11 protein-coding genes are annotated in these 12,772 nt (G+C 66.2%); 3 read left to right on the plus strand and 8 right to left on the minus strand.

The features are described 5' to 3' along the window. Positions 1-115: 115 nt before the first annotated feature. Entirely contained in the window at positions 116-880 is a 765-nt protein-coding gene (locus DX923_RS01545; protein WP_116112198.1) for a helix-turn-helix transcriptional regulator, read from the minus strand. A 140-nt stretch (positions 881-1,020) separates the two neighbouring features. Here DX923_RS01545 and DX923_RS01550 point away from each other — a divergent pair, with 140 nt between their 5' ends. Continuing rightward, positions 1,021-1,386 carry a DUF2249 domain-containing protein gene (locus DX923_RS01550; RefSeq protein ID WP_116112200.1) on the plus strand — a complete coding sequence of 122 codons (366 nt, stop codon included), beginning with the start codon at positions 1,021-1,023 and terminating at the stop codon, positions 1,384-1,386. A 33-nt stretch (positions 1,387-1,419) separates the two neighbouring features. Here the strand turns inward: DX923_RS01550 and DX923_RS01555 are convergent, their stop codons facing one another. From DX923_RS01555 to DX923_RS01565, 3 genes are read right to left on the minus strand one after another with little or no spacing between them, the layout of a single operon-like run. After that, positions 1,420-2,046, minus strand: coding sequence for a response regulator (locus DX923_RS01555; RefSeq protein WP_116112201.1), 627 nt, complete (start codon positions 2,044-2,046; stop codon positions 1,420-1,422). Then, a complete protein-coding gene (locus DX923_RS01560) occupies positions 2,043-3,332 on the minus strand; it encodes a sensor histidine kinase (protein WP_116112203.1) in 1,290 nt (429 codons plus the stop codon). The genes DX923_RS01555 and DX923_RS01560 overlap by 4 nt, the downstream gene beginning before the upstream one ends. Before the next feature lie 4 nt (positions 3,333-3,336). Further along, the gene (locus DX923_RS01565) at positions 3,337-5,412 is read right to left on the minus strand and encodes an MMPL family transporter (protein ID WP_116112204.1); all 2,076 of its coding nucleotides are present in this window, start codon (positions 5,410-5,412) and stop codon (positions 3,337-3,339) included. 164 nt (positions 5,413-5,576) lie between these two features. Between DX923_RS01565 and DX923_RS01570 the strand changes: the two genes are divergently transcribed. Continuing rightward, positions 5,577-6,494 (plus strand): LysR family transcriptional regulator, encoded by a 918-nt coding sequence (locus DX923_RS01570; RefSeq protein ID WP_116112206.1) that lies wholly within the window; start codon positions 5,577-5,579, stop codon positions 6,492-6,494. Between the two features lie 45 nt (positions 6,495-6,539). Here the strand turns inward: DX923_RS01570 and DX923_RS01575 are convergent, their stop codons facing one another. Beyond that, a complete protein-coding gene (locus tag DX923_RS01575; protein ID WP_162872703.1) occupies positions 6,540-7,319 on the minus strand; it encodes a hypothetical protein in 780 nt (259 codons plus the stop codon). A 441-nt stretch (positions 7,320-7,760) separates the two neighbouring features. On the opposite strand from DX923_RS01575, the gene DX923_RS01580 reads away from it, so the two are divergent. After that, positions 7,761-9,248, plus strand: coding sequence for an alanine/glycine:cation symporter family protein (locus tag DX923_RS01580; RefSeq protein WP_116112209.1), 1,488 nt, complete (start codon positions 7,761-7,763; stop codon positions 9,246-9,248). 105 nt (positions 9,249-9,353) lie between these two features. On the opposite strand, the gene DX923_RS01585 is transcribed toward DX923_RS01580, so the two are convergent. The 3 genes from DX923_RS01585 to rbsD form a co-directional block, all read right to left on the minus strand. Continuing rightward, positions 9,354-10,091, minus strand: a complete 738-nt coding sequence (locus tag DX923_RS01585; protein ID WP_116112210.1) for an aminotransferase class IV — start codon at positions 10,089-10,091, stop codon at positions 9,354-9,356. Further along, complete coding sequence (pabB, locus tag DX923_RS01590; RefSeq protein ID WP_205413081.1) at positions 10,085-12,178, minus strand: aminodeoxychorismate synthase component I; 2,094 nt, start codon at positions 12,176-12,178, stop codon at positions 10,085-10,087. Before pabB ends, DX923_RS01585 begins: the two co-directional genes overlap by 7 nt. 157 nt (positions 12,179-12,335) lie before the next feature. Beyond that, entirely contained in the window at positions 12,336-12,728 is a 393-nt protein-coding gene (gene rbsD / locus DX923_RS01595; RefSeq protein ID WP_116116089.1) for a D-ribose pyranase, read from the minus strand. Positions 12,729-12,772 lie beyond the last annotated feature (44 nt).

Here is a 12,772-nt window from a genome sequence, read left to right on the forward strand (position 1 = left end):
ACTCCTCGATCGGAAGGACAACTTTCGCGGACAGTCTCTCAGGAGCACCGTGCCACCGAATCGGGCGACCGTCCTGTCGACCGAACCCATCTCAGATAGAGGGCAGCTCCACGGCTCAGGACCGGGGAAGCCACGAACGACGCACCGGCTCCGGACGTGGCGGGGCCGGCGGACCCGCCGACGGATCCGGCGGGAACTCGATCAGACAACACCCCGGTAGCGCGAACGGAGTGAGCCGCATCGCCTGCGCGGCAGGCACCCCATGTGCCTCGTAGATCCCGGTCAACACGCCCTGGTGGAGCGAACAGACCACATCCTGATGCGCCCTGGCCGCGTTCAACAACGGACACTGGCGCAGACGCACCGTCCCATCCGGCGCATCCACGGGCGCATGCCCGTCCCGTGACAATGCAGCCCTGGCCGTCCGCTCGGCTTCGGCAAGCCCCTGGGCCTCCGCCGACACCGAGGAACGACCTTGCCGCACACCCGCAGCGAAAGCCCACCCCTTCGGATCCTCCTCGGTGGCCTCGACATGCGCCGCCATCGTCGTCGCCAACAAGCTGTACTCCCGGACCTGCGGACGCTGGGCGTCCAAGGGCTCTGCCCAGTACAGGATCGCGGGGCGTCCACGGCCCCGAGCCGGACCGCTCTCCCGATGGGCCAGCCCGGCCTGAACCAGGGCATCCAAATGCTCACGAACCGTATTCGGGTGCTGCCCGCACAATCTGGACAACCGAGCCACGGACGTCGGACGGGAACAGGCCCCCAGCCGTTCGAGAACGTGCGCTCGCGGGCCGGACAGCCGGGCGATCGGGTCGACCTTCGGGTTCGCCGGGCGAGGTCCCAAAGGTGCATCCGGCGAGGTGGCGTGCCCTTTCATCTCGGACCGCCTGGTTCCGTCGCGGAGGACGCGAGCTTCAGGGATGGCAGGAGAAACACTGATCTGACCCTTCTGACGGCACAGGTACGATCGCCGTACGGCGTAATGTCGTCGTGGTCACAGATTGAAGGGATATCACGATGTCCGATCCTGCTGCCAGCGCACACCAGGCCGGGGCCGAGGCTGCGGGATCGCACGGCGGGGGCTGTGGCAGCGAATCCCCGGGATGCGACGGCCAGGGTGGCTGTGGCAGCGGTGGCGGCTGCGGCGGGCATCTCGTCTATGTTCCCGAGTTGGACGCGCGGACCCTCGACCCGATGATCCGGCAGTCGGCGATCTTCGGGGTGCTGGTGGGCCTGCCGCCGGAGGAGTCCGTCACCGTGCTCACCGACCAGGACCCGACTCCGATCGCAGATCTGATGGAGGAACGCCTTCCAGGCGAGTACACCGTGGACACGGAGACCATTGAAGGCGATTGCTATCGCGTGACATTCACCCGGTCCTGAGTCGGTATCGCAACACAGGAACCGGCTGCTCGGTCAGCCGAGAAGCCCACGTTCCCTGGCCACGGTGACCGCCGCTGTGCGGTTGTCCACCCCGAGTTTGTCGAAGACATGCACCAGATGGGTCTTCACCGTGGCCTCGGAGATGAACAGGGAGCGGGCGATCGCCCGGTTCGACTTGCCGTCGGCCACCGCATTCAGCACCTGAACCTCCCGATCACTCAACGTGCTCTGTGGCCGTCGCAGCGCGGTGACCAGCCGTTCGGCGACCCCTGGGGCGAGGACGGTCTCTCCCCGGGCCGCGGCTTCCACGGCGGAGACGATGGCTTCCGGCGGGGCGTCCTTCAACAGGTACCCGGCGGCTCCGGCTTCGACGGCGCGCAGGATGTCGGCGTCGGTGTCATAGGTGGTCAGGATCAGGACCGCCGGAGGCTCGGAGTCTGCGGACAACCGCTCTGTCGTGGTGGCCCCGTCCATACCGGCACCCAGGCGCAGATCCATCAGGACGACATCGGGGTGGGTGCGGGAGACCAGGGCGAGAGCTTCTTCCCCGGATGCGGCCTGGCCCACGACGTCCACCCGATCGTCGGCGCCGAGCAGAGCGGCCAAACCCGCCCTCACCACGGGGTGGTCGTCCACCAGGATCACTCGTACCGCTGTCACCGTTCTTCCTTCCCGGATGGTGAGGGACCAGGGGACCCAGGCAAAGGGATCATCGCGGACAGCGCTGTCCCTTCGCCGGGCTCGGTCTCGACGACTACGGTGCCGTTGACATCGGCCAGGCGTTCTCGCATGGCGCGTAACCCGAAGCCGGAACCGTCAGGACGCCGGCTCTCCACGGTCCCCCGCCGAGCTTCCTCCAGGGCGAAGCCGATTCCGTCGTCGACCACGTCGAGTCCGGTGGATTCGGGAAGATAGCTCAGCGTGACCGCGACCCGGTCTGCGCGGGAATGCTGACGAACGTTGGCCAGCGCGCCTTGAGCGAAGCGCAGGAGCGCGATCTCGTGGCTGGCCGGAATGACCTGCACATTTCCGTCGACGGTGATTCCGGCCTCGATACCGCACTGTTCCTGGAAACGGGTGATGAGCCGTCTGAGAGCAGCAGGCAACGGGGTCTCCTCCAACGGAGCCGGAGTGAGGGCATGGACGACCCGGCGGGCCTCGTCGAGGTTCTCCACGGCCACGGTCTCGATCTGGGCGAGCAATGCCCGGCGCTGATCGACGTCCGGAGAGGACAGATCGCCCAGCCCGGCGCGGCTCAGCAGGATGATCGAAGAAAACCCTTGAGCGAGAGTGTCGTGGATGTCCCGGGCGAGACGTGCCCGTTCGGACAGAGCACCGGCCCGGCGCTGGGCTTGGGCGAGCTCGTCGTGCGCGGCCACGAGATCTTCCTGAGCGGAGACCAGGTCGGCCAGCAGACGGCGTCTCTCCTCCGATTCGGCGATGACCCGCTGGTAGCCGACAGCGATGCCGACCGCGACGAGAGCGCCCACAACAGGGCCGATGACCTGCCCCGGCCCGGCAGGGCCATCCGGTTGGGCGACAAGCACGGCAGCCATGATCGCGACCACAGCGGACAGCGCCCATCGAAGGGGAAGTACGTGCATGGCCAGCAGATAGAGGGCGAAAGCCACCCAGGAGAACTCACGGGAGAAGACCAGGAGACCCACCCAGCTGGTGACCAGGACGAAGAACCAGCCCGGCACGCACCAGACCGGCAACGGCCTGAGACGTGCCCGACGGCTCAGCGGAACACCGAGGACGTACCATCCGGACACGGCTGCCGCAGCGACGACCACCCACCAAGGGCGAGCTTCGTGGACGGCGCTGCGGATCACCGCCAAGGCCATCAGCAGGGCGAAGAGCGCATGCTGTCCGGCGACGAGGGCTCTTGCCGCGCCGGTTCGCTCATGTCCGGTTTCCACGGTGCTCCGGCTCAGCCCACCCATGGGGTCACGCTAGCCGTCCAGGCCGCCACATGGAGTCACCTACCAGTGCGAACAGCGCCGGGACCACGATGGTGCGGACGAACAGGGTGTCGATCAGCACGCCCAGCCCGACGACAAGACCCAGCTGACCGAGCACCACCAGGGGCAGCATGCCCAGGGCGGCGAAGACCGCGGCGAGGACCAAACCGGCGCTGGTGATGACGACCCCGGTGGCGGAGACGGCCCGGACCGTGCCGGTCACGGTGCCGTGGACCGTGGCCTCGTGACGAATGCGATGGGCCAGGAAGATCGTGTAATCGATACCGAGAGCCACCAGGAAGAGGAAAGCCAGTAGCGGCAGATGGGCGTCGAGCGCGGGGAAGGCGAACAGGTGGGTGCCCACGAAGGTGCCGGCACCGATGGCTGCCAGCGCACTGAGCACGTTGACCAGGGTGAGCAGTAGGGGCGCCACCAGCGATTGCAGCAGCGCGACCAGGACGACGAGAGCCACGAGGAGAATCAGCGGGGCGACGAGGAGCAGATCCCGGCGCCCGGTGTCTCGGGAGTCGAGCTCGGTGGCGGTGGGTCCACCGACCAGAGCCTGAGCAGCGGGAAGGGCGCGGGAGGTTTCTCGCAGGGCACGTACGGCGCTGAAAGCCTCCTCGGTGTCAGGGGCTGCGGTGCCCACGGCGGACAGCCGGACGAGCTGACCGTCGACGGAGGTACCTGTCGGGGTGACTCGGACGATGCCGGGGACCTGCTTCAGGGCTGCAGTGAGCTCTGCAGCTGCCTCGGCACGGGCGACGACGGTATGCGGCTGAGATTCTCCGGCGGGAAAATGCGCAGACAGAGTGCTCAGCCCGTTCGCGGACTCGGAGGTGACCCGGAACTTCTCGGCTTGGCTGAGCCCGATCCGGGTGCCGATCATCCCCGTGGTCAGGACGGCGAGGACAGCCAGAGAGGCGAGTAGGACGGCGAGTGGCCGACGTACGACCGCGGCCGCGGTCCGCTCGAAGAGGCCAGGACGGGCATCGCAGGAAGGCACCTCGGCCGGAACAGGCCGGGGGACGAGCGGCCAGAAAGCGGCCCGGCCGACGACTGCCAGCGCAGGCGGCAGGACGAAGAGCACCGCAGGTAGCGCGAGAGCGAGCCCGACAGCGGAAGCCATCCCGAGCCCCCGGGTCGCGGGCAGGCTTGCCAGAGCCAAGCAGAGCAGGGCCAGGACGACGGTCACATTGCTGGCGACGATGGCGCCCACCCCGGCCCGCCAGGCCGTGGTCAGCGCCTCCCGGTGGTCTTCGGTCCGGCGCAGCTCTTCCCGATAACGGGAGATCAGCAGGAGCGCATAGTTGGTCCCGGCTCCGAAGACGAGGACGGACAGGATGCCTGCGTCGAACTGCCATCCGAACTGACTGCCCAGCCGAGCCGCTGCTCCCGCCGCAGCCTGATCGGCCAGCCCGACGACGGTCAGGGGCAGTAGTAGAAGCACCGGGGAGCGGTAGGTGAGGAGCAGGAGAAGCGCGACGACACCGATGGTGACCATGAGCAGCCGCAGATCGGCACCGGCGAAGGCCCCGGCGATATCGGCGCCGAAGGCCGGCCCGCCGGTGATCTGGACCTGGAGCCCTTCGGGAGTGGCATCGCGGGCGTCCTGGCGGAGGCGTTCGACGGACTCTCGCATAGTGGTGTTGTGCGCGGCTCGTTCCACGGGGACGAGGACGATGGCAGCTTTGCCGTCCTGGCTGGGGATGGGGCCGCGCGCGGGATGCGCACTGCTGCGGGTGAGTTTCTCGACGAGCCGAGCACCGGCTGCCTGGTCTTCAGCGGTGAGGGTACCTGCGTCGGTGCGGGTCGTGACGGCGATGACGGTGGCGAGACGGGCATCGGCGAAGCGCTCGCGTAGCGCGTCCACTTGGGCTGATTCGGCAGTGTCGGGGACCTGTCGGGAGGGAGTCTCGTTGGTGGCGCCGCGTAGTGCCCCGACGAGGGAGATCAGGGCGAGGAGAGTGACCAACGCCGAGATCCACGCTCCGCGACGGGTCAGTGCCGGGTGAACGCGGTGGCGGTCTCGGGTGGGGGCGGGATCAGGTGCGGACGACATTTTTCCTCGCTGGACAGGTCGATGTGGGTGACCTGTCCAGAACACCTTCCCGCGGGGGCCGGCACATCGCCCGCGTGGTTCTCCGGGGGTCCATCGTTCGATGGATGGGGAGGACTTGCCGACGGGGCCGCGATCTGCACTCCTGCGGAGGATAAGATTTTCTGATGCTCGATCCGGTGAAGTTACGCACTCTTGTCGACATCGCGGCGCTGGGCAGTATCGCGGCTGCGGCCAAGGAATCGGGGATCACCGCATCGGCGGCATCGCAGCACATCACCGCACTGGAAGAGCGGCTGGGGACTCCGCTGTTGGAGCGTCTCCCGCGATCGACCCGGTTGACCGCAGCAGGAGCCGCCCTGGCCCGGGCGGCCTTGCCGATCCTCGATGGTTTGGACGATGCGATCCGGCTGGTCGATGACATCGCTGGGACCAGGGCCGGGCGGATCCGCTTGGGCACCTTCGCCTCGGCGGCGAACAGCTTGGTGCTGCCTGCGGTGAGCGCTTTCCTCGAGGAGCATCAGGGGGCGAGTGTCGACATCACGGAGGTGGAGCCGGGGGATATCGTCGGCGCGGTGCTCCATGGAGGGGTCGATCTGGCGGTCACTCACCGGTATGCGTTCGCCCCGGACTATCCGACCGCAGGGCTCTCGCGTTCGGAGCTCTTCCGTGATCCGCTGCTCCTGGCTGTTCCGGGCGCGCACCGGCTTGCTGGGGCGGTGCAGTGCACGGTGGCTGACACGGTGGGCGAGGCCTGGGTGGCGCCGCGTCCCCGCGAGGGTTTCCAGGCGGTGCTGACCCACCTGGGGCGGCGGGCCCGGTTCACCCCGGATATCCGGCATCGTGCGGACAGTTATGAACTCGCTCGGGAACTGGTGGCCTCGGGGCTGGGGGTCAGTTTGATCCCGCAGCTGGCGGCCGTGCCGACACCGGGGGTGGTTTATCTGGAGTTGACGGACGAGGACCTGTGCCGGCAGGTCGATCTGATTCAGCGTCGGTCGGATTCCAATCCGTCGTTGCCGGATCTGGTGGCGGCGATCATCAGGCGGGCGCAGGGCGGAGCGGCCTCCGAGACCGCCGGATGAGGACCTGGATCGATCAGACGTAGGGCATGCCTTCCCCGTGCTGGATCAGAAGGGCGTAGGCATGTGGTTCCGGCGCGGATGGGCTGTTCGGGTGGCATGTTGCTGCGGAAAGGCGACCAGGGCTCCTGGACGTCCGTCCAATGGAATATAGTTGCGTGAATAGACTTGATAAAGAAGAGGATTCGCTGCGTCGATGACGACCGCATAGCCCTGGGAGAGGTGAAGCTCGGTGACCCGCCACAAGAAGGAGATCCCGCCAGTACCGGACTCGGCAGCCAGGTGCCCCACCAGGTAGACGCCATTGATGCGGATGCGTGAGTCTGCTGCCTGGTAGTGCGCAGCGGTCTCCCAGTCGTCGTCGACATCGGTGGAATTGCCGCGGATCTGATCGCGGAGGTACTGGGCCTGATCCCGGCCTCGCATCGCGCTGGCCACGCCGAAGGCGATCGACAGACCGAAGACCACGGCGACACATCCCAGGGCGATCAGCGCCTGCGGACCGATCAACGCCGCGACCGTGGTGACACCCAAGGCCACCCAGGCCAGCGCGATACCGCGCCAAGGGGTGAGGATCGTGGCCATGCATCCCCCGTGGCGGTAGGTGTACACCTGGCCGAAATAGGTCAACAGGAGCCAGAAGCCCAGGCCCGGCAGCTCGGCCCAGGGGGTCGGACCGAGGAAGCTGCGGCCGTTGATGTCATAACGACGGGTTGCACCGAAGGCGCGTGCCATACGCAAGGCGTATGCGGCACGTCGTCCCAGCGCCCACCAGGGCAATGGTTCGACGGGCGCGGACGCACCCGGACGACGGTGTGGATTAGCCACGGAGAATCGTTCCCCCAAGCGGACGGTGACATGACCGGGCCATGTTAGTAGTGCCTTGCTCGAGGTCTGGACCGAGCGCCCTTACTTCTTCGTGCAATCCGTTGGCCGGTGCTGCCTGACGCCAGCGAGGAGATTCTCTCCCGAGCGGAGAAGTTCTTGTGCTGACAGGATTCTGGGGCGCACCGATGCGAGCATCCATAACCCGCTGAGTCCGCGTGTGCTCTCGTCCAGGTCGGTTTTCTCCGGGGCCGCTTCTCGAAGTTTTTTCGGTTTTGGGTATCTCTGGTCGAGAAACGTAGATCCCTTTCAAATCAGCTTTTTTGGCCGGGCTTACGAGGCTAATGCAGCCCGGGTGGGTCCTGCTGTGGTCAACGGCATCCGCTGCGAGCCTTAGTCTTCCCCCTACCCCTTAAATTTCGACCGAACCTTGGAGGTGCCCCCATGCAAGCCGTGGTCGACTTCCTCAACGAGTGGCTCACCTGGCTCCTCGTCGTGGTCCTGCCGTGCGCAGGCATCTACTTCACCATCGTCACCCGCGGTGTGCAGTTCCGGCATCTAGGAAATATGTGGCGCATCATCTTCTCCAGCCGCGGTAATGCCGGGGCCGGGGGGATCAGCTCCTTCCAAGCCTTCGCGATGAGCTTGGCCAGCCGGGTGGGCACCGGAAATATCGTCGGAGTCGCCATCGCCCTGACCTTGGGCGGCCCCGGAGCCATCTTCTGGATGTGGGTGATGGCCATGCTCGGAATGGCTACCGCCTGCGTCGAGGCGACGCTCGCCCAGCTCTTCAAGGTCCCACACAACGACGGCACCTTCCGTGGCGGCCCGGCCTACTACATTCAGCGAGGCCTGAAATCCCGCGTCTTCGGCACCTTCTTCGCTGCCATCTTCATCTTCACCTTCGGGTTCAGCTTCAACGGAGTGCAGGCCAACACGATCGCCGATGTCACTTCCTCCACCTGGGGGCTGGACAAGTTCAACGTGGCCATCGGCCTGACCGTGCTCACCGCCGTCATCATCTTCGGTGGCATCAAGCAGGTCGCGAAGGTCACCGAATGGCTGGCCCCGATGATGGCTCTGCTCTACGTGCTCCTTGCGATCGCCGTACTGCTGGTGCGCATCACCGACGTACCCGGTGCCATCGGCTCCATCATCGCCGGAGCCTTCGGCTTCGATCAGGCGCTCTACGGAACCATGGGCGGCATCATCGCGGCCGTGCTCAACGGCGTGAAGCGCGGCATGTACTCCAACGAAGCCGGTATGGGTTCAGCGCCCAATGCCGCCGCAGCCGCTACCACCAGCCACCCAGCTCACCAGGGCCTCATCCAGTCGGCCGGTGTCTTCGTCGACACCATCATCGTCTGCACCGCCACCGCCCTGATGATCATCCTGGCCGGACCGTCGGTCTACGCACCCGGTGTCACCCAGAAATCCTCCGCCGCCACCCTCACCCAAGCGGCAGTGGTCTCCGAGCTGGGCTCCTGGGTCGCCCCGGTGATGGCAGTGCTGATCTTCGTCTTCGCCTTCTCCACCATCCTGGGTAACTACGCCTACACCGAGATCAACCAGGACTACATCGGTGGAGGACGCTGGGGGAACCTCGCCGTGCGTGTCCTCGTGGTCTGCGCCACGTTCTGGGGCGCCATGCAGAACCTCGGCGTCGTCTGGGACCTGGCCGATGTGGCGATGTCGCTCCTGGCCGTCATCAACCTGTCCGCGCTCTTCCTGCTCGGCAAATACGCTGCTGGAGCGTTGAAAGACTTCGAGAACCAGGACGGGCCGCTGATGCAACGCGTCTTCGACCTCGACGAGAACCAGTACGTTCCCGGCGGGATCCCCGGCGAGGTCTGGCACAGCCATCACGCGCAGAAAGTCGCGAACTCACCGCACGCCGCTGCTGAAGGCTCGGTTGAAGAGGGTCGTAGCTGACCTGAAGACCTGAGGAGAAGGGCCCCGTCAAGTGTCGGTGACGGGGCCCTTCCGTATCTTCGACGGGGCGTGCCAGATCCACGCCCAGGCCCGGACCGTCTCCGGTCAGCACGAAGGCAGCGGTGCCCACCCCGACCAGAGTGCAGCCGACAATTCGTCGAAACGCCGGGAGAACGTCGGCCGGTCGCTCTCGGCGCGCAAGCCCGCTCCGGCGCTTCCCGGTTCCGAGACCAGAAGCCGCACCTGGTCGAGAGAGTTCACGATCCACGTCTCGTGACTGGACAACAGCCTCGAGTCGAGTCGGCCGCGGCGAATAGGGATGCCCCGGCGTGCGCAGATGCCGAGCAAACGCTCCTCGGTGACGGAAGGCAGCCTGGGCAGGCTGTCGTCGCGGACACACAATGTGGATTCTTCCCACCACACCACTGCGGTGTACGCACCTTCCACCACGGTTCCGTCCGGAGCGAGGATCAAGGCTTCCTGTGCACCAGCAGCCGTGGCCTGTGCACGTAGGCCGGCCAAGAGGTCAAGATCAGGGCCTTTCACCTCCGGATGACGGCGAGGATCTCCCGCAGGGGCGCACCAGAAGGTCGCCGTCGGGGGCCGCACCGGTGAAGGGCGAACTGCTTGCCGGAAGGCCTTCGTCTCGGTGTCGAATTGAAGGCGAGGGAAGAAGTCACCGTGCGCCGGGAGCTGTAGCAGGAACTCCGACCAGGCTTCCTCGAAGGCCGACACAGCCAGGTCAGGGGCATGCCGCCGACAGGACGAGAGGAAGCGTGCTCGGTGAGCATCGAGCGCCGCGATGTGCCCGTCGACCACTCGCCACGACTCGACGATCAACATTCCGGACCAGCTTCCACCTGGACCGGACTGCCAGTCAGACCGGTCAACGGGCGGGCCTTCACCAGGATCTCCTCGTACTCCTCCAACGGGTCGGACAACGCCGTCACCGCACCGCCGACGCCATAACGGATCTCTTCCCCGACCACCGTCGCCGTCCGGATCGCGATGGACAGATCGACCTGGCCGGACAAGGAGAAGTAGCCGATCGCTCCTGAATAGACCCCCCGCGGCGCTCCCTCCAAGTCATCGATCAACGCCATCGTGCGAATTTTCGGAGCACCGGTCATCGACCCACCGGGAAAAGCGGCCCGGACGACCTCAACCCGATCTGTCTCCGGAGCGAGCCGACCACAGATCGTGCTGACCAGTTGATGCACTGTGGCATAGGTGCGCAACCCGAAGAGCTCACTCACCCGGGTGCTGCCCGGCACCGCCGTTCGGGCCAGATCATGCCTGACCAGGTCGACGACCATCAGGTTTTCTGCGCGGTCCTTGACGCTGGCCCCCAACTCCTGGAGAAGCTGCTCGTCCTGTTGCCTCGTCGTGCCCCGTGGACGGGTCCCTTTGATCGGCATGGAGATCACCGTTCCCTCCTCGTCGACCCGGAGGAAACACTCCGGCGAGGTGCTCAGGACATCCACCCCGGGCATCCGGAGGAAAGCGCCGTACGGGGCAGGGTTGTCCGAGCGCAAGCAGGAGTACATCGTTCTGGGATCCCGCCCGGCCAAAGCTGTGGTCAGCATCGTCGTCAGACAGATCTCCGAGGACTGGCCATCGGCGATCAACTCCTGGCACTGCTCGACCAAGGCCAGATAATCGGCCCGGGACACCCGGGGGCGCACGACGGAAGCCGCGTGCACAGCATGGTCACCGTCTTCGGTGGCGGCTTCGACCGAGGGGAGTACGCCCTCCTGGGTTGTACCTGTCAGCCATGCCTCGACTCCGTCGAGCCAGCTCTTCTGCTCGACGGCACACCCACCGTGCGACCACGCGACCAGATGCCAGGTACCGGTGTGATGGTCGAGGGCCACGAAACGGTCGGCGAAGATCATCGCCGCCTCCGGATGCCCATCGGCGGTACGTAGGCCCCCACCGCATTCGGCCTTCGTCTCGTACCCCAGGTAACCGACCCATCCGCCGACGAACGGGAAAGGCACCGGTGGCGCTGCCCAATCTCCTCGGGATGCCAGATCCTGCGAAAGCAGATCGAGGAAGCCTCCGGCGAGCACCCGCTCTCCGTCTCGTCCGGTGACTCGTACGCATCCACCACCCAGATCGTGCACAGCCACCGAGGCCAATGGACCCGACGCATCCCCTAGGAAGGACCAACGGGACTCGCCGATGTTGACCCCGGCCGTGGCACTCGAACTGTCCAACCAGAAGGAGATCGGAGAATCGGCGAAAAGCGCACGATGCATCTGCTCCGGGTCGGTGTCGCTGCAGATCGCTCGGTGTGCGAAATCCATCTGCCGCCATGGACGATGAACGCGGTTCCACTGCGTCGCCGCAGCCAGGAAATTGCCCACCAATTCCGTACCCACCTCGGTCCCCACCGACTCCGGATGGAATTGCACGCCCCACCAGGGGGCTCGTGGATGGCGTACTGCTTGCACCCCGCCGTCCGGGCCCCATGCCGTCGCCTCCAACGACTCAGGCAGCTCGACGATCTCCAGCGAGTGATAGCGGGTTGCGCGGAACGGACCGGACAACCCGGAGAACAGCCCCTGACCGTCATGGTCCACCTCGACGACCAGGCCGTGAGCGGGCTGAGCGGAACGTCCCACCCTTCCCCCCGCTGCGACTGCTATGGCCTGATGGCCCAGGCAGACCCCGAGGACAGGCAGCAGGTCTCCCTCCAGGATGTCGAGGCAGATACCGACATCCTCGGGGACATGCGGGCTCCCCGGACCGGGGGAGAGCACCACGGCGTCATACCGGTCCAGACGGGAGATGGCCTCCCGGTCACGGTTGGTCACCACGTCGACCCGGCAACCGGCCGCACGGAACAGATCGACCAGGTTGTACGTGAACGAATCGTCGTTGTCGACGACCAGGACGGACGACACCGAAGACGGGACGGACAGCACGGACCGGACTCCTTCACCCAGGGAAGACCCCAGGCTACGGCCCGACCACGTACCGCGCCTGCGACCCACCGGGTGCCGTGCCCGACAGGGAATCGGACACGGCACCCGACGGAAGGTCTCGGCCCGCAGCAGGAGCCCGGTGCCGAGTACCTTCAGTTCAGAAAGGAACCCCGCACTCCAGCACGACATTTGCATACGCGGTGCGTTCACCCGTCCGCACCGCGAAAGCTGTGCTGTTCAGGCCCTTCTTGAACTGCTCATGGGACACCTCGTGTCGTTCGCCCATCAGATCGGCGCGCTCTACGAACCAGGAAGCAGCCGGCGAATCCTCGCATTCCGAGGCGACGGTGTGGGACTGCACGACGATCTCGTCGAGCAATGCATCGAGCACCACTTGGAAACCCAGCTGCCCGCGACCCAACGCGAGATCCACCACGGGTAGGTCGCGGGGAAGAGGCAGACCGCAGTCGGCCACGACCACCCGATCGGTGTGCCCGAGCAACCCGATCAACCGGGAGAGCTCAGCGTGCTGGATGCCATCGCGTCTCATCGCGATTCCCTTTCGATTCGTCATCGTTCCCCGCCACGGCCGCT

This window comes from Austwickia chelonae (genome assembly GCF_003391095.1).
GTDB lineage: Bacteria > Actinomycetota > Actinomycetes > Actinomycetales > Dermatophilaceae > Austwickia > Austwickia chelonae_A.

Bases quoted from the DNA above. Each gene is read 5' to 3' on its own strand.
- DX923_RS01550 (WP_116112200.1), top strand. From the start codon at position 1,021: ATGTCCGATCCTGCTGCCAGCGCACACCAGGCCGGGGCCGAGGCTGCG.
- DX923_RS01570 (WP_116112206.1), top strand. From the start codon at position 5,577: ATGCTCGATCCGGTGAAGTTACGCACTCTTGTCGACATCGCGGCGCTG.
- DX923_RS01580 (WP_116112209.1), top strand. From the start codon at position 7,761: ATGCAAGCCGTGGTCGACTTCCTCAACGAGTGGCTCACCTGGCTCCTC.
- DX923_RS01565 (WP_116112204.1), bottom strand. From the start codon at position 5,412: ATGTCGTCCGCACCTGATCCCGCCCCCACCCGAGACCGCCACCGCGTT.
- DX923_RS01545 (WP_116112198.1), bottom strand. From the start codon at position 880: ATGAAAGGGCACGCCACCTCGCCGGATGCACCTTTGGGACCTCGCCCG.
- rbsD (WP_116116089.1), bottom strand. From the start codon at position 12,728: ATGAGACGCGATGGCATCCAGCACGCTGAGCTCTCCCGGTTGATCGGG.
- DX923_RS01560 (WP_116112203.1), bottom strand. From the start codon at position 3,332: ATGGGTGGGCTGAGCCGGAGCACCGTGGAAACCGGACATGAGCGAACC.
- DX923_RS01585 (WP_116112210.1), bottom strand. From the start codon at position 10,091: ATGTTGATCGTCGAGTCGTGGCGAGTGGTCGACGGGCACATCGCGGCG.